A 19,968-nucleotide genomic window follows, 5' to 3' on the forward strand; every position below is an offset into this window, starting at 1 on the left:
ATGTACGTAAGTTTGTTTTCAAAATATTTCCTATTCCAAAACCCTTATCCAAACCTGAGGTTAAATAAGCGTAGTAAATTGGCGAGGTACGTATTACCCCGCCATTGTCTTTATTTTTGATATGTATATGCAAGACGCAGTGCCAGTGCTTTTATTTGTGAGAGTGCTTCGCTATGGGAATCAGAATTAAAATCTCCGTTACTGAGTAAAACAATACCATTTTGAGTATGTGTATCACCAATGAGGTAGGTGAGCACACCAGGATCAGCACCATCGTGGTGAATAATGGCTCCATCTAAATTCCAGAAGTAACCAATATCTCGGCTTGATGTTGGCACATCTGTTTGCGATGACAGCATATCTTCGACTACCTTAGCGGGCAGTACTTGCTTATTATTTAACACCCCTTGATTCATTGTGGCTTTCAAAAACTTCGTAAGGTCGTTCACTGTGGAAATAACAGAGCCATCTGCATACGTAATGGTGCGGTAATTTGGGAACTGCATTGGTTGCATCGTTTCTGGATCTATATAAAGCCTTTGGGCAACGTCGTTTGAGGGTATAGCGAGTCCCCAACTCGTGTCTTGCATGTTTAACGGCGAAAATACATAACGGTGCGAGAGTTCAGTAAATGACTCGTTGGTTTTTTTTTCAAGTGCATACGCTGCTAATGATGTTGCGATGTTCGAGTAAACTTGGACCTCACCAACAGATAAGTTGTATTGATGAATGAAATTTTGGGGACTGTTTAATTCTCCACTACGTGTTAAGTATTGCTCGAATAAGTTGGGTAAGCTCGGATACACTTGGTTAACGCAGTTACTGCTTTGCGTCATTAGGTTATATAAGCTTACATAGTTATCTAACACGTAATATGTGCAATTGTAGACTTGCGGGTTGTCAATTATGCCACTGGTATGGGTGATAAGATGGCGTAGTGAAATTTGTTCAGCTTGTTCTTTGGGTATAAAGAGTGGGAACGGCAATAAAGGCGCGACGGCCTCGTCTAACAATATTTGCTTATTGTGAACTGCTTGAGCAAGGGTGGCGCCAACCAGTGTTTTGGTCACTGAAGCCAAGAAAAAAGGCGTATCGACTGACACTGGCGAATGTTGTAAGTCTTTAACACCGAAGCCTCCTGCAAATACCGTTGAGCCATTATGTATCACTGCAGCCGATAGTCCGGGTAAGTTATGCTCAGACATAATACGATTAACCTGCTCTTCAAAAGTCGTAACGCTAATCGGGAGGTAGCTTTGTTTATTTAATAAAGACAGTACATGGTCATAACTTTCAAACCGATTAGACTCAAGTTCAAAGCTTGAAAAGGCGGATACATCAATATTGGGTTGTAGGCCTGCTTGCTCAAAGTTTTCGCCTTGAGCATTACGATATACTTCGTTTGAGAGACCGACCTCCCACCCATTTGGCAGATTGAAAGAGAGAATATCTGAGAATTCTCCAGAAGTTTCTTCACCTACTTGAGTTACATGAGGGAACTGTAGCATCGCCATCGCAAATACTTCTGCAGCACTTGCGGTGATTTGGCTAGTAAGCAAGTAGATAGGCTTGTTATACGGGGTATTATGTTGTTTCACAAGTGAACGATATGGTGAACCCAAGCCGGTTTTGTTGATGGCTTGTTTATTAAAAGCCAGAATGTCTTGGGTCGCAAATCGCTGTGCGATAGTCAACGCTAAGTCATCACTGCCGCCGGTGTTGATACGAATATCTAGAATAAGAGCTTCAGTTTCGGCCAAATCAAGCATGATTTTATCTAAATGACGCTCCAGTGCAGCCATGTTTTCAGTCGATGTTGCTTGAGGATGCGTATGGAAGTTCGCCATGTTGTTGATAGTCAATATACCAACATTGTCAGCGGTTTTACCCCAAATAAAGGTTTTCAATGTATCACCCGTTGGAAATGTATTCAGACTTGATGGTGAGATATATTGAGTGAGTGTATTTTCATAGGTAGACAATATGTAGTGCGTGACAGCTTGCTCATTGGGTTGCTCACCGTGTCGTAACGCGCTATTCGCCAACCCTTGTATTGCGTCAAATAGTGGAGAGGGTTTGCCTACCGAAAATGCTGAAAAGTCAGAGCTGAGGCTGACATGGCCGTCTTTTAACGGCGCAATCATAGCCGCAAGCACCTCAAACAAGGCTTCTTTACTCATTGCATTTGTAACACGAGGTCTAAATGTCTCGTATTGTGTTTGCCAATTTACATTCCTTAATTCAAAAAATGCATAATAATCATTAAATGTATGCCAAAAGTAGTCAAAGGTTTGGACTGCAGGTATGTCATTGGTGGTGTCTATAGGTGTTAAGCAAGAGGTTGGCAATCCTGTTACTTTATCAAACCGGGAGATGACTAACTCTCCTTGATAAGCAACATGTAATTCGTTATTAGAATGTCGTTTAAGTTGGTCAATTTCGGTAGGGAGTGCTGTTCCTCTGATAAATGAGTGAGTGTTCATGCAACCGTGTTGGTTATACTCGAATCGACTGATCTTATCTTTGGTGATTTCTAACACTTCCCCATAGGCTGTTTTGTTCCAAATACCTAATAAGGGATCTTGATCTTTGTTATCGTTATGGCTGTTGCACCCAGCGAGTAACAGTTGTGTGGTTAGCAGTATTCCTATGAATCTCGTTTTTTCAAACATAACCGGTTCCTTTTGCACATTTGTAACGTTGAAGATATTTTATACATGTGCATAAGGAAGATGCTGTGAGTAATTATTAAGCAATTGTGATGAAGCGTTAATGGGTCCCTACAGTTTTATACAAAAAGGCGTAACCACTGTGTTAAAGAGAGTCGAGCATAAGATAAATTATTTAAAGGCGTCGTATATCTCTGCAAATTTACAGGTAATAACACTAATATCTTGGTAGCCTAATCGTGTTAGCTGTTCAGCGGCAAATATGGCTCGCCCGCCTGTCGCACAATGTAAGTAGATGGGTTTTTGCGCATCTTTTTCTATATTTGGTAGCTTAAATTCAAGCAGCCCTCGGGGTATGTTCATAGCATGTGTTACTGCTTGTTGTTGATGCTCATTAGGTTCTCTAACATCAATCAGTAAACTTTCTTTGTTTGATAGTTCAACTTTAGCTTGTGTTGCACTGATACAGCGTTGATTAGGGCTAACTGTTTTTAAGACATCTTGTACGCTAGTGAGCATGAGGCACCTTGATATAGTTTACTTATAGAATGTTAAGTATATTTGTTATCACTATATTAGCAAGTTCTAATGTTAGACTGAAGCGCGCTAGAACACTATACTAAAGGTATACTATTTGACATAGGCAGGTGTATGACTCTCGCAAATATGGCAGACAATGCTGAGCAGGCGGCAAGCTTGTTGAAAATGATGGCAAACAAGCATCGGTTGATGATTTTATGCAGTCTTGTTGAAAACGAAATGAGTGTTGGGCAGCTTAATCATAAAGTCCTGCTTTCACAATCAGCTTTGTCTCAGCATTTGGCGAGTTTAAGAAAGGCAAACATTGTTAGCACGCGTAGAGAGAAACAAACGATTTACTACATGATAAGTGATGAAAAAGTGGTTGCGTTGATCACGTCACTGTATCAACTTTTTTGTTTGAAAGAGCCTTGAGTATACGCGGTGTTAGTTTGTTGGTCATGGCACTTTTTTAGCGGGTATTGTGATTGAGTGCCACAGATACAATGACTCACTCAGCATCGAAAGATGTGAGTGAGTGTTTGAGCTATAAAATGGTCGCAATATCATCGAACGGCTTTTTCACCAGAGCATGCTCTGGCACCGTGGCATCGTCAGCGGGGTAACCGGCAATTAGCAACATATACGGGCGTTCATTGTCACGGTCTCTACCGCAGATATCGGTTAAAAAGCTCATTGGTTTTGGAGTATGTGTGAGTGTAGCAAGACCAGCATTGTGCAGCGCTTGAATTAAAAACCCCGTCGCGAGTCCGACAGATTCATGGACATAGTAATTGGTATTTTTATCTTCGGTTTGGATGCCGCCTTTCTTCTGACTGAATACCGCGATGAGCCATGGGGCATGCTCTAAATACGGTTTTTGTGCGTCAGTACCCAAAGGTTTCAATGCATCTAACCATTCTTCTCCTGCGCGGCCTTCATAAAATGATTGCTCTAGCTCTTCCGCTGCGTGACGAATTTGCTGTTTGACATCTTGACTATGAATTGCGACAAAGTGCCAAGGTTGATGGTTTGCCCCGCTTGGCGCAGTCGCGGCTGTTTTTATACATGCTTCAATGATGTCCTGAGGGACGGGGCGGTCGCTAAAACTGCGGATTGAATGACGGCGTTTGGTGTTTGCTAAGTATTCATTAGCACGTTGCAGCATTTCCTCTTGAGGATATTCAACAAAATCACTCAGAGGTATATTGGCATGCTCTTTCATAGGATCACCTGATTTTTTTAGTTAGTATATGGGCAAGTTATAACCTGTGCAGTGCTGAGGCGCAACATGCGTTATAAAAATGTGAATGTGTGATGTAATTAATTAAATACAGAGAGTAAATGAATATGCGATATCAAGCGACATGGGATGATGGAAGGATCATTGACTTGCCTGTAGGGAAGGCAATATGTGTTGGCCGGAATTATGTGGCCCATGTACAAGAGCTCAATAACCCAATTCCTGATGAGCCATTGCTATTTATGAAACCCAGCAGTAGTTTTCAATCATTTGGCAGTGAAATAACATTGCGAGAGGATTTAGGTGAGCACCATTATGAAGCAGAGTTAGTTATTCTAATTGGCAGTGTCGTTGACCGAGATACCGTGAATTATGCAGATGCTGTGATTGGCATTGGCTTAGGGTTAGATTTAACGTTACGTAGTGTACAAACACGTTTAAAAAGCCAAGGGTTACCTTGGGAGCGGGCGAAAGCCTACGATGGGAGTTGTGCATTGACGCCTTTTACGCCGGTATCACAGCATCACAACTTACACGACAGTGAATATCGTTTTTGGATTAATGGAGAGCTCAAGCAACACGGTGACACTTCTTTGATGATCAACTCGGTTGAGGCACTCATAGCAAATATTGCGCAGGTTTTTTCACTCTACCCAGGTGATATTGTTATGACAGGAACTCCAGCAGGTGTCGGTTCACTTGCCCACGGCGATAAACTTCAGCTGCAGTATGAAAATGGTGAAAAATATAGCAGCACCACGATTATTACATAACAGAGACTTTAAGGCTTGGGGGGAATACGGGTTCGTCGGCTAATGAGCCCGGTTGTGAGAATGATATTTTGTACCCCAGGTTTGTATCGTGTAAAGAATATCTCGATTTTTATTTTGACCAGCAATAACCCCAATAGCAAATAGACCATGGTAGCTTCCAGCCAATTAATTGGTAGTAGTGTGAGGGTAGTAACGGCCTCTAAAGCAATAATAAAAATAACCATGGCGAGAATAGATTTTGCCGGAAGCTTTGTCATAATAAGCCCGCCTAATGGCGCGCCTATGGCCACGATAGGTGCAGCAAAAAACCAGCTAGATATCACAAATGGTGAAGGTACAGTGTTGCTGGATAAGACGAGTACAGAACCAATGATCGCGTTGCCGGCCATCAAAGCAACCGTTGTGGGGATCACTTTTTTTGCAGGTTGCTTCATCAGAATGACATAATAAAAAAACAATAATGTATCAGCACCTGCCCCTAAGAAGCCGCTGACCACCCCGCCAATAAATGCCGCAGTTGCCAGTCTTTTACGCGCAAAAATAAGGTGATATATCTTAGGTGTATGGGTAAAGCTATCAAGCAATATAATTGCAACCAGTAATAAAAAGCAAGTGTACATGTGCTTGATAACTAGGCCGCTTTCGATATGAATAAATAAGCATGCAAATTGCCCTAAGGCTGAGAAAACCAGAGCGTAACTGAGTGTTTTCCAGTCAATTTCTATTCTTTTACTGATAAAGAATAGCGTTGCAAATGACATACCGATAGATTGAATGAACAGTGAAAACACCTTTGCGTCTTCAGCAGATACCGCAAGCACTTTAGTTAAAATGGGGAATGCAACGGCGCCACCGCCTAATGGTGTCGATCCGGCGACAAACGAGCCGAATAACATTGTTAAGCCTGTTTTCCAGCTGGCTATGAGCTGTTCGACGTTGAAATATAAATAGTAATTACTGGCCCAAAATAATAGCCCAACGACAAGTGTAAACCAGTAAAGTCCCTGAATCCTTGGTTGTGTACTTAACATTAATAACATTCCATTTACTTGGTGCGGGTATTGTGCCCGTTCTCTCCACAGGGATCAAGGTTGGCTGATTATTCATCATTATAAAAACTTGTCACCCAGCGTTTTTACTGTAATAAACCTTTACTACTCAAGCATTTTTTTATTAGTCACTATAGAATACGACTCTACCTTACCAAGGAAATATTATGAAAATAAGAAAGTTAGGCACGCCTTTTTCTATATCTGCATGCAAGGTTTTGCTATGTGGGGGAGGAGAGCTTGGCAAAGAAGTGGTTATCGAATTTAAACGCTTAGGATGTGAAGTGGTTGTCTTAGATAGATACGACAATGCCCCCGCCATGCAAGTGGCTGATAGGTGCTATGTATTGTCTATGCTAGATGGTGACAAGCTTGAACGCATCATTCAACTAGAGCAACCCGATTATATCGTGCCTGAGATTGAGGCCATAGCTACGGATAAGTTAGTCGCGCTGGAAGCACAAGGCTTTACTGTGGTCCCCAGTGCAAAAGCAACTCAGCTAACCATGAATCGTGAAGGTATTCGTCGATTGGCAGCGGAAGAGCTCAATATACCGACTTCAAAGTATCAATTTGTTGATACCTTAAATGACTTTAAGCGTGCCGTTGCAGAAATTGGTTTTCCATGTGTAATAAAACCAATCATGAGCTCATCAGGGAAAGGGCAAAGTGTTGTTAAGCATTCTCAATATATCGAATTGGCGTGGCAGCATGCCCAAGAGGGCGGTCGGGCTGGGCAAGGTCGTAATTGTTGAGGGCTTTGTTGAGTTTGATTATGAAATCACGTTATTAACAGTGCGTCATATTGCAGGCACGAGTTTTTGTGAGCCAATAGGGCATGTACAAGAAAACGGTGATTATCAACAAAGCTGGCAACCACAAGCTATGAGTGCTTTGGCGCTAAAGCGAAGCAAAGCCGTAGCAACTTTAGTGACTGATGCGTTAGGTGGGCGTGGGTTATTTGGGGTAGAGCTGTTTATTAAAGGTGATGAGGTCTTTTTTAGTGAGGTGTCACCTCGACCTCATGATACTGGTATGGTGACCTTGATATCACAAGATTTAAGTGAGTTTGCACTTCATGTACGTGCTATTTTAGGTTTGCCCATTCCGCATATTCATTTTTCAGGGCCTTCAGCATCCAGTGTGCTTTTGGTAACAGGGAATTCAAATCGCGTGGCGTTTGACAACGTGGCAGAGGCATTGAGCGAATCGCACACCGATATTCGTTTGTTTGGGAAGCCCGAAGTTGCGGGTACTCGTCGTATGGGGGTGGCGCTTGCGCGTGATGAGTCTGTTGAGCGAGCAGTGAATAAAGCTAAAAATATAATTGAAAAAATACAGGTAGACGTGTGAGTGAAACAATGAGTTCTCGAGTGATTGACCCCTTAGTAATGGGGTTTTGGCGTTTGTTAGATTGGCAGCTGTCTGATCAGCAATGTGTGTCGTTTTTGAAAGAATGTATTGAACTGGGCATAACTCATACAGATCATGCTGATATTTATGGTCAATATGAGTGTGAGGCTGCATTTGGTGCAGCATTAAAATTGGCGCCCAGTATTCGAGATGAGATAAAGATTATTACCAAATGTGGTATTCGTCCGGCGATCGCTAAAACCGGTTTGGCAGGTAAAGCAAATCACTATGATTCAAGTTATACGCATATAATGGCTTCTGTAGTACAGTCTTTACAGCATTTTAATACCGATAGAATAGATGTTTTACTGATCCACCGACCTGATTACCTGATGGATGCTGACGAAATGGCGAAGGCATTTAATCAACTGAAGCGTCAAGGTGATGTTTTGAATTTTGGTGTGTCTAATTTTACCCCAGCTCAATTATCTATGCTGCAATCTCGCTGTGATTTTCCACTTGTAACCAATCAAATTGAATGCTCACCTTATGAAATGAAGGGGCTAGACGATGGCACACTCGATCAATGTCAGCAGCTAAGGATACATCCTATGCTCTGGTCACCATTGGCAGGAGGAAGACTGTTTAGTAATCGTGATGAAAAAGCGTTACGGTTGCAGACGACATTAAGCGAGGTCGCACAGGAGATAGGGGCAAAGTCAATCGATCAGGTGGTTTATTGCTGGCTGGCCACTTTGCCCAGTAAACCTTCTATAGTGCTTGGCACCGGCAATCTCGCACGAGTTAAAGCGGCACTAGAGAGTGCTTCTTTATCCATGGATAGAGAGCAGTGGTACCGAATATGGCAAGCTTCCACAGGGCACAGTGTGCCATAAAGAAAAAAGGGCTCACGGGCCCTTTTTAAATTAAAAATATGTATTAAGAATTTTGAACCTAGAGCTCAAAGTCGAGGCCATAGCTCACATAGGCTTTGACATCATCATCAGCATCTAAATCGGTTTTGACGACGCCAAGGGTAAAACCATTTTTAGCGACGCTGACGCCATAGTCCATATAAGCGTCATCTTCACTGGTCCACTCTAAAACGGTATCACCACTTGAGCGGCCAATATGGAACGACAGATCTGTGTCATTCAATATCGTGAAACTGGCGCCCAACTCTAAATACAGCATTTCTTCCTCCGTACTTTGGTCTTCTTGTGCATGCGTTAAGTAACTTGCTTTAAAGCTCAACCATTGCCAGCTTAAGGCGCCGTATAGCTCTCCGAAATCTATGCTCCCCTCAGCATCAGGGTAGGCATAGTGTATGTAACCTACGTCGTAGCCAAATTGACCTTGCTCGCCAGAGAAACCAGCATATAGGTCAAGTTCATAACTGGTTTTATTGCCAAAGTCGACATTGGATACCCAAGTACCTGCATAGAACCCAGAGTCGTCGCTATAATCTATTCCGCCGGATACTGCTGAGCCATCTTTGGTTTGTGTTATACCGCGCCAAAAGTAATTCGAGCTGGCTGCGACGTTTGCGGTGACTTCGGCCATCGAGTGAAACGAAGTAACGCTCATAAATGATGATGCAACGATTAGTGATAGTAGTTTATTCATTGTAATTCCTCAATGCGCTAGAGATGCCATGAATATTGCAATGGTTGCGCCAGTTGCAATAAAGCAAAGAATTTTTAGTTCAATATATTGATGTATAGTTGATTTTTTTATTCTTGCTAGGGTGAAGGGGTAAGTTGTTGTAAAAAAGTTGCTCAAATGTGGTGCAAAGAAAGAAAAGTTGCACGGGTATATCGCAATGCAGATATCGCTCTATTAACAGTCATAATGCGCGTGTATGGCTCATTGCGAGCCACACACAGACGTGTTAGCCAAAAATAGCACGCATTAATGAGATGGTCTCATCAACACTGCGGCCTTTTTCTACTTCAGCCACAATTGAGTCACGTTTATCGCGAATATGTTCAGGGATTGATTCATCACTGAGTGCTCGGTCAACTAAAATTTCGGCAGATTCTTTACCGCGACGCACTGCTTTTCTAGTCCCTGAGCTTGCACTGCGTGCTGGCTTGTTTAGTAATTTTATGTAGTTAGACTGATTGGCGGTTTCTTTGTCTGCATGATAAAACCAACAAGGGATCAACGCTTTGATACTGGCAAGCTGCTGCTCAAATTCATCTGCAGGTGAGGTCATAGTAAACCAAGGCATTGCGTGAATTGTCATAACAATGTCTGTCCAATAGCGCTCAAAATCACGATTGTTTAGTTTAGTGATACCTAAAGAAGAACATAAAGCGTCTAGTTTCGCATTGGTGATGGGTGTAAATACATCAGGGCGACGCATCGCAAGTAAGCGGGTAGCTGGTGCCAGAGTTGGTTTTTCATCACTGTTAGCAAAGGCGGTTAGATAGGCAACCATAAATTGCTGATAATCTTGCTCACTGACCCCACCTTCAAGTGGAATGTATGCGAGTGCAGTATCAAACTCTCCAGGGAGATCTGCAAATAATTGGTGGAAGCCTTTGGCATTTTTAGTTGAAGCAAACCACTCCACATCAAAATTATAAATGCTAGGATCAAGTGAAGCAGCATGTTTACCACTAAAGGCTAAACGGTCTTCTACAATCATTTCTTTCAATGGTGTTGCACGTAAGTTTGCAATGTAGTCGGTGAGTTTGAGTTGTTCTTCAAGTGCGAGCACATCGCTATGTTGTGTTACGAAACCGGTCAGTACAGGCCATGGAGTGACACGCAACGTTTTCAGTTGTAAAAAGCTGATGGCTGATCCTAATAAGTCTTGAAGCTTTTTGACTGTAGGCAACTGATGATCATCTAGCAAATCAAAGTTGATACGATTTTTAGCAATATCATATAGCTCATAACACCAACTTAAAAAGTCTTCTGGGTGTTGCTCAACTTTAACAGCCATGAGGTTTAAGCTTATCTCGGTGGCCTGTTTTAAAATATTTTGGTAAATCTGACTTTCTTGTTCACCTAGAGCCATTTTTGATGGGGAAATAAGCAACTTCTTCATATTGGCGAGAGCCTCCACACATATGCATATATTTTAATCATAATAGTTTAGCCAATAGTGAGCTAAACAGACAAGGCCGTGGATCATACCGAAGAATGTGAAAGTTACAATCACCGAAATAGATAATTGTGCCAGCAAATTGGGGGATTGTTAGGTAATGAGTGCGTTTAGGCACGTGTTTATAAGATGAAATACTTGTTTTTCAATCACATTGATTTGTGCACTGGACTACATTCTCTCACAAACTCATTGATGATTTTATAGCGTAGCAAGGCTACTATATAGACATAGCGCAAATCAGATTTATAGGGAAAAGTATGAACGCAGTAGTTAAAGTTGTTGGCGGCTTGGTTGTCGTAGTGGTGGGTGTGGCAGTCGCAGCGCCATTTTTGATACCAACACAGACGATTATTGACGAAATATCACAGCAAGTTGAGTCGACAACCGGTAGGACTTTGCAAATAGCGGGTGATAGCACGGTATCGATATTGCCCAGCTTAAATATCACCTTAAATAATGTGCGTTTTGCAAATATGCCATCGGGAAGTACCGAACATATGCTCGCTATGGAGCAATTATCAGTGCATATTCCTTGGCTTTCGTTACTATCAGGCGAGGCTAAATTAGAGCGTTTTGTTATTAATAACCCAACAATAACGCTAGAAACTGATAAACAAGGCCAGCCCAACTGGCAGCTATTTCCGACCCAACCAAATAGTTCTGTTACTGCACAAGAACCAGATGCACAAACGGCCTCAGCTGTGTCATTACCCAGCGGCTTTGATATCAGTCTTGGTGAAGTGGCCATTTATGGTGGCTCAATTGCTTACATTGATGGCCAAACCGGCACACAGCATCGCGTCGATGAGCTTGACTTAAGTATTCAGTTGCCGTCTTTGTATAAAACATTGACAATCAATGGTGCAATTACTTATCAAGCACAGAAATTTGAATTGACTTCGGTGGTTGATACACCCGCTAAGGCCATTGTTGGAGAAACGTTCAGTGTTCAGCAGCGCCTTGATTCGCAATTACTAAATGTTGAGTTCGACGGTGTCATTGCGCAGCAAGGTAAAAACATTCAAGGCGAATTAACCCTTGCTGGCGACTCAGTTAAAGCGATAACTCAATGGCAAAACATGGCGTTATCAGCTAAAGGCAACGCGTTTAATCGATTTAGTGTTGCTGGAAGTATGTCGTTTGTTGGCAATACGTTTACGCTGAAGTCTTTGGTTGCCAAACTTGATGAGTTAGAAATCAAAGGCCAAAGCAAAATTGTACTGGGGGAAAAACCGGATATTAACGCTAATATTGATTTAGGCATGTTAGATTTAAATCCTTACCTTCCTGAACCAGTAGAGCGAAAAACCTCAGAAAAAGCCGAAACTCAAACACCAAGTGAGCCCATAGTGTGGGATGACTCCCCAATTGATTTATCGGCATTGGGGCAACTTAATGCGCACGTTGTGGTGCGTTCTACGGGTTTAAAAGCCCACGATATTACGTTGGGCAAGAATCAATTTTCATTGCGACTCAAAAATAGCGTTGTGCAACTAGGTCTAGACGAGTTCAACGCGTATGAAGGGAGCGGTAAAGGCACTGTGAAAGTGGATGCAACAGCCAGTCCTTATAAAGTCGCAACAAATTTTGCGTTAAAAAACATCAATGCGGAACCTTTACTTACCGATGCCGTTGGCTTTGATAAAGTATTGGGCAAAGGCAGTATCGATTGGAACTTAACAACTCACGGACAAAGTCAAAAGCAATTCGTTTCAGCACTTGCGGGTAAGATGGCGTTTAGCTTTAAAGATGGGGGGGTTAAAGGCGCCAATATCGCTGAAATGACTCGTAAAGCCAAAGAGATGCTTAAAGGTGACTTCTCATCATTGAAAGACGGTTTAAATGCCGACTACGATCCGCAACAGAAAACCGATTTCTCAGCATTAACCGGCAGCTTTGTATTCAAAAACGGTGTTGGCCATAACAATGATTTGAGCTTAGCGAGTCCGCTCATACGGATCAGTGGTTCTGGTGATGTGGATTTACCTAAAACTTATGTTAATTATCGTTTGGTTACCGGTATTGTCGATACTGTTGAAGGGCAAGCCAGTGCGGATAAAAGCACCGGCTTTAAAGTGCCGCTGCGCATTAAAGGGCCTTTTCATAAGGTCGATGTCAATATAGATATAAGTAGTGCCGCAAAAGATACCGTGAAAGACAAATTAAAGGATAAATTGAAAGATAAATTCAAAGGCCTTTTTGGGGGATAATCGGTTACATATAGAGTGCGTATTAAATAAAGGGCCGATTTACCGGCCCTTTATTTCATATATGGATAAAAATAAAAAGGTATATTTAGATATGAAACAACAGTGGCAAAATGAATTTTCTCAGCAAGGCTATATCGTCATTGAGCAAGGCATTGAAGCAGCGTTGTTAGCACAACTTCAAGTCTACGCACAGCAACTGCTATTTGATGCAAAAGTGATGGCTATGCAAGGAAAAGACCTCAACAATATTGCCGTGTATAAACAAAGCGGGCAGCTATCAATATCTCGTATTAATGACTTATTTAGATATCAAGCACACTTTGCATCTTTGCTGACCCATTTAAATGTACTCAACGTGGCTGAAGCATTGATTGGCGAACCCGTATTACCCGTTTATGAGTCGCTTGTGATCAAGGACCCTATTAACACAGAGTCATTTGACTGGCATAGAGACATGGCTGTGAGATCAGATGAAAGGATTGTGACAATGGGGATTTATTTAGATGATTCACTCGCAGAGCAAGGGGCATTAAAAGTGATCCCTGGTTCACAGATGCAAGCACACAGTGTATGTGAATTCAAAGAGGCAGTGGAGCAGGGTTCTGTGGCAAGTCAAAATATAGCGGTAAAGGCGGGAGATGTGGTTATTCACCATGTTAATACCGTGCATGGCTCAGACAAGCAATTAACGAATGACCTTCGGCGAACGATTTATTTTGAGTTTAGGGCTGTCTCTCATTTAAAAAACAATCCACGCTTTAGTGAGCATTGGCTTAATCAAAGAGTCAGATTGATGGAACAGCTTAAATCGAAGGCCACTGGTAATGACTCAAATGCCATTGTACTGCCAACAGACTTTTATCAAGAGCAACTGCGTATAGAACCTGCTGAGTATTGCTTTAAGTTTTGAGCACCCCCAATAAGGGTTGTTGAATAGGAAGATACACGACATAAAATGGGCCGTTAACTAGGGGAAATAACGGGGGGGTGTTAAAATCACGAATGGCAACATCAGACAGTAGCGCAAAAAAAGAGGCGGTCAATCTCGGTGGTAATTGGTGGAGTTTATCTGTAAGAGCTTTGCTCTGCGTATAAAGCTTACGTTAAAAATGTTTGCTGGCATTGTTGCAAATAATGAAGAGGTTGGGCGTCGAGTAACTAAATTGAGTAGCTAAATAACCTCAGTTCAGGATAAGCAAATTTGCCCAATAAAGCTATTTTTCTCACTCTCGGCGTTGCTTTCATTTGTAATAGCCCGCTATTACTGCATAAAAGCGCCTTGATATTGAGCTAAATATCATCATTGGATTGTACGTAAGTGTGTTTTCAAAACATCTTCTATTCCAAAATCCTTATCCAAACCTGAGGTTAAATACAGTTTTTTATAAAATGCAAAATAGCTGGTTAAAAGTTAACCTGTTGAGTGTGTTTGAATTTCTATCTTGAAAAACTAACCCCTTGTCCTCATATCAGAAAAGTACTCAGCGAAACTCGGTGGAATACGTAAATTAATTAAAAATTGAGCTATCCAACCTAGCACTTTGCTGGTACAATTGCCCGCCCTTGAACGACAATGTAATTGTTTTTTGAGTGGTATTTAATCGAAGTGCTTTGATTTTAAACAAATTAAAGCGTGTTAAAACTACACCGGAGCTCATTCAGATGATCCAAATGCAAACTCAGCTGGACGTTGCTGATAACAGCGGCGCTCGCAAAGTGCAGTGTATAAAAGTCCTTGGTGGTTCGCACCGTCGCTATGCAGCGATTGGTGACATCATTAAAGTTTCTGTTAAAGAAGCTATTCCTCGCGGTAAAGTGAAGAAAGGTGATGTTAAAAACGCGGTAGTTGTGCGTACTAGAAAAGGCGTTCGTCGTCCGGACGGTTCTTTGATCCGTTTCGATAGCAATGCGGCTGTTATCTTAAATGATAGCTTACAGCCTGTTGGTACTCGTATCTTCGGCCCTGTGACTCGTGAACTGCGTACTGAAAAGTTCATGAAGATCGTTTCACTAGCCCCAGAAGTACTATAAGGAATCTATCATGGCAGCAAAAATCCGTCGTGATGACGAAGTAATTATACTAGCCGGTAAAGACAAAGGTAAGCGCGGAAAAGTGCTTTCAGTTGTAACTGAAGCTGGTCGAGTATTTGTCGAAGGCATTAACTTAATCAAGAAGCACCAAAAGCCTGTTCCGCAGTTGCAACAAGCTGGTGGTATTGTTGAGAAAGAAGCGTCAATCGACGTATCAAACGTTGCGATCTTCAACCAGGAAACTGGTAAAGCGGATCGTGTAGGTTTCAAGATTGAAGACGGTAAGAAATTACGTATCTTCAAATCTACTGGTAAAACTATCTAATAGTTGGAGTAGACGATGGCGAAACTGCATGAAGTATATAAAGACAAAGTAGTAGTTGAACTTCAAGAGAAGTTCGGTTTCAGCTCTGTTATGCAAGTCCCTCAGATCGAAAAGATCACATTAAACATGGGTGTGGGCGAAGCCCTAGCTGACAAGAAAATTCTAGAAAATGCAGTAAAAGATCTAGAATCAATCTCTGGTCAGAAAGCGCTTATCACGAAAGCACGTAAGTCAGTAGCTGGCTTCAAGATTCGTGAAGGCTACCCAATTGGTTGTAAAGTAACCCTACGTGGCGAGCGTATGTGGGATTTCTTTGAGCGTTTAGTCTCAATTGCAATGCCTCGTATTCGTGACTTCCGCGGTGTAAGTGCTAAGTCTTTTGACGGACGTGGTAACTACTCTATGGGCGTACGTGAGCAAATCATCTTCCCAGAAATCGATTATGATAAAGTAGACCGTGTTCGCGGTATGGATATCACAATCACAACTTCTGCGAAAACTGATGAGGAAGGCCGTGCGTTGTTAGAAGCGTTTAACTTCCCATTTAAGAAATAAGGGTAGGGTTATGGCAAAGAATTCTATGAAAGCGCGCGAAGCAAAGCGCACTAAATTAGTTGCTCAGTTCGCTGAAAAGCGTGCGGCACTAAAAGCTATCATTTCTGATGTAAATGCATCAGAAGATGATCGTTGGGATGCGGTATTAAAGCTACAAGCTCTACCGCGTGATTCTAGCCCTGCACGTCAACGTAATCGTTGTAACATTACGGGCCGCCCACATGGTTTCCTTCGTAAATTCGGCATGAGCCGTATTAAAGTTCGCGAAGCAGCTATGCGCGGTGAAATTCCTGGCCTTAAAAAGGCTTCTTGGTAATAGAATCACGGGAGTAAGACAATGAGCTTGCAAGATCCTATTGCGGATTTGTTCACACGTATCCGTAACGGTCAGACTGCGAAGAAGGTTGCTGTTGCAATGCCTACTTCAAAGCTGAAAGTAGCAGTTGCAAAGGTACTTAAAGACGAAGGTTACATTACTGACTTCGCTGTATCTAGTGACGTAAAAGCAGAATTGACTATCGAATTAAAATATTTCGAAGGTAAAGCTGTTATTGAAAACATCCAGCGTGTTAGTCGCCCAGGTCTACGTATCTATAAGAAACGTGACGCGTTACCGAAGGTAATGGGTGGTCTAGGTATCGCTATCGTATCAACTTCTCAAGGCTTGATGACAGACCGTGCCGCACGTAGTGCTGGTGTTGGTGGTGAAATCATTGGCTTTGTAGCTTAATCGGAGGGGAACAATGTCTCGTATAGCGAAGGCTCCAATTTCAGTTCCTGCCGGTGTAGAAGTTACAATTAAAGGCCAGGACATCACAGTTAAAGGCAAAAACGGTGAGTTGACTCGTACTATTAACAACGCTGTTGAAGTAACTCTTACTGATAACGTGATCACAACTACACCTCGTGAAGTTGCGAACGCATGGGCACAAGCAGGTACTGCTCGTGCACTTATCAACAACATGATTGTTGGTACGAATGAAGGTTATGAGAAGAAACTTCAGTTAATCGGTGTTGGTTATCGTGCGGCAGTTAAGGGTAAAGTATTAGACTTAACTCTTGGCTTTTCACACCCAGTTAATTTCGAGATCCCAGCGGGTATCACGATTGAAACTCCAAGCCAAACTGAGATTCTTGTTAAGGGCGCAGATAAGCAAGTTGTTGGTCAAACAGCTGCTAACATTCGCGCATACCGTGCACCAGAACCTTATAAAGGTAAAGGTGTTCGCTATGCAGACGAACATGTGCGTCGTAAAGAAGCCAAGAAGAAGTAAGGTAAGACGATGGATAAAAAAACAGCTCGTCTACGTCGTGCTAAACGCACACGTAGAAATTTTATTGAACAAGGCACAACGCGTCTTGTTATCCACCGCACGCCACGTCACATTTACGCTCAGGTTGTTAATGCTGAGGGTACTGTACTGGCTGCTGCTTCTACTGTTGAGAAAGCAATTAGCGAAACAGTTACAGGTACAAGCAACGTGGCTGCAGCACAAGCTGTAGGTAAAGCGGTTGCTGAACGTGCAGCTGACAAAGGCATAGCAAAGCTAGCTTTTGATCGCAGTGGCTTTAAATATCACGGCCGTGTGAAGGCGCTAGCTGATGCTGCGCGTGAAGCCGGTTTGCAATTCTAGGAGTAGACAATGGCTAACGTAGAAGCAAAGCAACAACAGCCTGATTTAGCTGAAAAGCTAATTGCGGTGAACCGTGTGTCTAAAGTAGTTAAAGGTGGTCGTATCTTTAGCTTCACTGCACTAACAGTAGTTGGTGACGGCGCAGGTAAAGTAGGTTTTGGTTACGGTAAAGCACGTGAAGTACCAGCTGCTATTCAAAAAGCAATGGAAAAAGCGCGTCGTAACATGATCAACGTTGATCTTAACGGTAACACACTGCAACACCCTATCAAGGGTCGTCACGCAGGTTCACAAGTGTTCATGAAACCAGCATCTGAAGGTACTGGTATCATCGCAGGTGGCGCAATGCGTGCAGTATTAGAAGTAACGGGTGTACAGAACGTTCTTTCTAAATGTTACGGTTCAACTAACCCAATCAACGTTGTTCGTGCAACAATTTCAGCTCTAGAGAACATGAATTCTCCAGAGGGTATTGCTGCAAAACGTGGTTTGACTGTTGAACAGATTCAGGGGTAATTAACCATGGCTAATAAAACTGTAAAAGTTACACAAGTAAAGAGCTCTATCGGTCGTTTACCGAAGCATAAAGCGACTTTACGTGGCCTTGGTTTACGTCGTATCAATCACACTGTTGAGTTGGAAGACACAGCATGTGTACGTGGTATGATCAACCAAGTTTCATACATGGTTAAGGTTGAGGGGTAATTCGAATGCATTTGAATACACTTTCTCCTGCTGCAGGTTCAAAAACTGCTGCTAAACGTGTTGGTCGTGGTATCGGTTCTGGTCTTGGTAAGACTGGTGGTCGTGGTCACAAAGGTCAAAAGTCACGTTCTGGCGGTAAAGTACGCGTTGGTTTCGAAGGCGGTCAAATGCCTATGCAACGTCGTCTACCTAAGTTCGGTTTCACTTCACGCAAATCTTTAGTATCTGCAGAAGTAAACTTGTACGAAATCGCTAAAGTTGAAGGCGATGTGGTAGACCTAAGCGCGCTACAGGCAGCTGGTCTAGTTAAAAAGAACGTTTTGTTCGTTAAAGTTGTTAAATCTGGCGATGTTTCACGCGCTGTTACCGTTAAAGGCCTTAAGGCTTCTAAAGGTGCTCGCGAAGCTATTGAAGCTGCCGGAGGCAAGGTAGAAGACTAAGGAAGTACAAAATGGCTAAACCAGGTCAAGATATGCAAAGTGCACAAAGTGGGCTTGCGGAACTGAAGCGTCGATTACTCTTTGTATTGGGTGCTATCATTATATACCGTTTGGGTTCATTTGTGCCGATCCCTGGGATTGACGCCGCTGTACTTGCCGAATTCTTCGAGCAACAAAAGGGCACCATTGTTGAGATGTTCAACATGTTTAGCGGTGGTGCGCTTGAGCGAGCTTCGGTATTGGCACTCGGTATTATGCCTTATATTTCGGCTTCGATTATTATGCAGCTATTAACGCACATACATCCTGCGATGATAGAGCTTAAGAAAGAAGGTGAACAAGGTCGTAAGAAGATCAGTCAATATACGCGTTATGGCACGCTCGTGCTTGCTACATTCCAGTCAATTGGTATAGCTACTGGCTTACCAAGCATGATGGACGGATTAGTTGTTAATCCAGGTTTCGGTTTCTACTTCACCGCAGTGGTGAGTTTAGTAACTGGTACTATGTTCCTTATGTGGCTGGGTGAACAAATTACAGAACGTGGTATCGGTAACGGTATCTCAGTTCTGATATTTGTTGGTATTGTAGCTAACCTGCCGTCTGCGATTGGTTCGACAGCTGAAATGGCGCGCCAAGGTGATTTGCATGTTTTAGCACTGCTATTGATTGCGGTAATCGTATTCGCTGTTACTTATCTTGTTGTGTTCTTTGAACGTGGTCAACGTCGTATTGTCGTTAACTATGCAAAGCGTCAACAAGGTCGTCAGGTATTTGCTGCTCAAAGTACGCATTTACCACTGAAAGTAAACATGGCGGGTGTTATTCCACCAATCTTTGCTAGCAGTATAATTCTGTTCCCTGGTACTATAGCAAGCTGGTTCGGCCAAGGTGAAGGTCCGGTCGCTGATGTGCTACAAGCTATCTCTGCAGTGTTGACTCCTGGTCAGCCTCTGTATGCGATGGTATTAGCCGCGGCTATTATCTTCTTCTGCTTCTTCTACACTGCGTTGGTATTTAACCCGCGTGAGACAGCAGATAACCTGAAAAAATCTGGCGCTTTTATCCCAGGAATTCGTCCCGGTGAGCAGACATCTAAATACATTGATAAAGTGATGACACGCCTGACATTGGCAGGTGCTTTGTATATAACCTTTATCTGTCTGGTGCCCGAGTTTATGACCATGGCATGGCAAACGCCATTCTACTTCGGCGGTACATCAATTTTGATTATCGTTGTTGTGATCATGGACTTCATGGCACAAGTACAAACTCATATGATGTCTCATCAATATGATTCTGTGCTTAAAAAAGCAAACCTTAAAGGCTACGGCCGCTAGGGTT

The 19,968-nt window shown here is 42.6% G+C and carries 22 protein-coding genes and 1 pseudogene; 17 read left to right on the forward strand and 6 right to left on the reverse strand.

Going from position 1 to position 19,968, the window contains the following annotated elements; genetic code table 11:
• Positions 1-110: 110 nt before the first annotated feature.
• Complete coding sequence (locus J8L97_RS11130) at positions 111-2,672, reverse strand: serine hydrolase (protein ID WP_211049724.1); 2,562 nt, start codon at positions 2,670-2,672, stop codon at positions 111-113.
• A gap of 168 nt (positions 2,673-2,840) precedes the next feature.
• On the reverse strand, positions 2,841-3,188 hold the full coding sequence (locus J8L97_RS11135; RefSeq protein ID WP_210996845.1) for a rhodanese-like domain-containing protein: 348 nt from the start codon (positions 3,186-3,188) through the stop codon (positions 2,841-2,843).
• Positions 3,189-3,320: 132 nt separating this feature from the next.
• On the opposite strand from J8L97_RS11135, the gene J8L97_RS11140 reads away from it, so the two are divergent.
• Positions 3,321-3,623 (forward strand): helix-turn-helix transcriptional regulator, encoded by a 303-nt coding sequence (locus J8L97_RS11140; RefSeq protein ID WP_211049727.1) that lies wholly within the window; start codon positions 3,321-3,323, stop codon positions 3,621-3,623.
• 112 nt (positions 3,624-3,735) lie between these two features.
• Here the strand turns inward: J8L97_RS11140 and J8L97_RS11145 are convergent, their stop codons facing one another.
• Positions 3,736-4,413, reverse strand: coding sequence for a nitroreductase family protein (locus tag J8L97_RS11145; RefSeq protein WP_211049730.1), 678 nt, complete (start codon positions 4,411-4,413; stop codon positions 3,736-3,738).
• Positions 4,414-4,532: 119 nt separating this feature from the next.
• On the opposite strand from J8L97_RS11145, the gene J8L97_RS11150 reads away from it, so the two are divergent.
• Positions 4,533-5,204 (forward strand): fumarylacetoacetate hydrolase family protein, encoded by a 672-nt coding sequence (locus J8L97_RS11150; protein WP_312037153.1) that lies wholly within the window; start codon positions 4,533-4,535, stop codon positions 5,202-5,204.
• Between the two features lie 8 nt (positions 5,205-5,212).
• On the opposite strand, the gene J8L97_RS11155 is transcribed toward J8L97_RS11150, so the two are convergent.
• A complete protein-coding gene (locus J8L97_RS11155) occupies positions 5,213-6,235 on the reverse strand; it encodes a sulfite exporter TauE/SafE family protein (RefSeq protein WP_211049733.1) in 1,023 nt (340 codons plus the stop codon).
• A gap of 185 nt (positions 6,236-6,420) precedes the next feature.
• Between J8L97_RS11155 and purT the strand changes: the two are divergent.
• Together purT and J8L97_RS11165 are read left to right on the forward strand one after the other, a co-directional pair.
• Positions 6,421-7,606, forward strand: a pseudogene (gene purT / locus J8L97_RS11160) (formate-dependent phosphoribosylglycinamide formyltransferase).
• Between the two features lie 8 nt (positions 7,607-7,614).
• Positions 7,615-8,502 carry an aldo/keto reductase family oxidoreductase gene (locus tag J8L97_RS11165; RefSeq protein WP_211049797.1) on the forward strand — a complete coding sequence of 296 codons (888 nt, stop codon included), beginning with the start codon at positions 7,615-7,617 and terminating at the stop codon, positions 8,500-8,502.
• A 58-nt stretch (positions 8,503-8,560) separates the two neighbouring features.
• Here the strand turns inward: J8L97_RS11165 and J8L97_RS11170 are convergent, their stop codons facing one another.
• The gene (locus J8L97_RS11170; RefSeq protein ID WP_211049736.1) at positions 8,561-9,232 is read right to left on the reverse strand and encodes a TorF family putative porin; all 672 of its coding nucleotides are present in this window, start codon (positions 9,230-9,232) and stop codon (positions 8,561-8,563) included.
• A 265-nt stretch (positions 9,233-9,497) separates the two neighbouring features.
• Positions 9,498-10,664: a hypothetical protein gene (locus J8L97_RS11175; protein WP_211049739.1), complete on the reverse strand. Its 1,167-nt coding sequence runs from the start codon at positions 10,662-10,664 to the stop codon at positions 9,498-9,500.
• Positions 10,665-10,981: 317 nt separating this feature from the next.
• On the opposite strand from J8L97_RS11175, the gene J8L97_RS11180 reads away from it, so the two are divergent.
• From J8L97_RS11180 to secY, 13 genes are all read left to right on the forward strand, one after another.
• Entirely contained in the window at positions 10,982-12,934 is a 1,953-nt protein-coding gene (locus tag J8L97_RS11180; protein WP_211049743.1) for an AsmA family protein, read from the forward strand.
• A gap of 91 nt (positions 12,935-13,025) precedes the next feature.
• On the forward strand, positions 13,026-13,844 hold the full coding sequence (locus J8L97_RS11185; protein WP_211049746.1) for a phytanoyl-CoA dioxygenase family protein: 819 nt from the start codon (positions 13,026-13,028) through the stop codon (positions 13,842-13,844).
• 752 nt (positions 13,845-14,596) lie between these two features.
• Positions 14,597-14,965, forward strand: a complete 369-nt coding sequence (gene rplN / locus J8L97_RS11190) for a 50S ribosomal protein L14 (RefSeq protein ID WP_010363768.1) — start codon at positions 14,597-14,599, stop codon at positions 14,963-14,965.
• 10 nt (positions 14,966-14,975) lie between these two features.
• The gene (rplX, locus tag J8L97_RS11195) at positions 14,976-15,290 is read left to right on the forward strand and encodes a 50S ribosomal protein L24 (protein ID WP_138593398.1); all 315 of its coding nucleotides are present in this window, start codon (positions 14,976-14,978) and stop codon (positions 15,288-15,290) included.
• Positions 15,291-15,305: 15 nt separating this feature from the next.
• Positions 15,306-15,845 carry a 50S ribosomal protein L5 gene (rplE, locus tag J8L97_RS11200; RefSeq protein WP_192506006.1) on the forward strand — a complete coding sequence of 180 codons (540 nt, stop codon included), beginning with the start codon at positions 15,306-15,308 and terminating at the stop codon, positions 15,843-15,845.
• Between the two features lie 10 nt (positions 15,846-15,855).
• Positions 15,856-16,161, forward strand: a complete 306-nt coding sequence (rpsN, locus tag J8L97_RS11205; protein ID WP_010363762.1) for a 30S ribosomal protein S14 — start codon at positions 15,856-15,858, stop codon at positions 16,159-16,161.
• Positions 16,162-16,182: 21 nt separating this feature from the next.
• On the forward strand, positions 16,183-16,575 hold the full coding sequence (gene rpsH / locus J8L97_RS11210) for a 30S ribosomal protein S8 (RefSeq protein WP_138593396.1): 393 nt from the start codon (positions 16,183-16,185) through the stop codon (positions 16,573-16,575).
• 13 nt (positions 16,576-16,588) lie between these two features.
• Entirely contained in the window at positions 16,589-17,119 is a 531-nt protein-coding gene (rplF, locus tag J8L97_RS11215) for a 50S ribosomal protein L6 (protein ID WP_010363759.1), read from the forward strand.
• Between the two features lie 9 nt (positions 17,120-17,128).
• On the forward strand, positions 17,129-17,479 hold the full coding sequence (gene rplR, locus J8L97_RS11220) for a 50S ribosomal protein L18 (protein ID WP_010363756.1): 351 nt from the start codon (positions 17,129-17,131) through the stop codon (positions 17,477-17,479).
• Between the two features lie 9 nt (positions 17,480-17,488).
• Entirely contained in the window at positions 17,489-17,995 is a 507-nt protein-coding gene (gene rpsE / locus J8L97_RS11225) for a 30S ribosomal protein S5 (RefSeq protein WP_010363754.1), read from the forward strand.
• A gap of 6 nt (positions 17,996-18,001) precedes the next feature.
• Positions 18,002-18,184: a 50S ribosomal protein L30 gene (gene rpmD / locus J8L97_RS11230; RefSeq protein WP_016710201.1), complete on the forward strand. Its 183-nt coding sequence runs from the start codon at positions 18,002-18,004 to the stop codon at positions 18,182-18,184.
• Positions 18,185-18,189: 5 nt separating this feature from the next.
• Positions 18,190-18,624 (forward strand): 50S ribosomal protein L15, encoded by a 435-nt coding sequence (rplO, locus tag J8L97_RS11235; protein ID WP_192506005.1) that lies wholly within the window; start codon positions 18,190-18,192, stop codon positions 18,622-18,624.
• An 11-nt stretch (positions 18,625-18,635) separates the two neighbouring features.
• A complete protein-coding gene (gene secY / locus J8L97_RS11240) occupies positions 18,636-19,964 on the forward strand; it encodes a preprotein translocase subunit SecY (protein WP_192506004.1) in 1,329 nt (442 codons plus the stop codon).
• The last annotated feature ends 4 nt before the right edge of the window (positions 19,965-19,968 follow it).

Source organism: Pseudoalteromonas sp. MMG012 (assembly GCF_018100875.1).
GTDB lineage: Bacteria > Pseudomonadota > Gammaproteobacteria > Enterobacterales > Alteromonadaceae > Pseudoalteromonas > Pseudoalteromonas aurantia.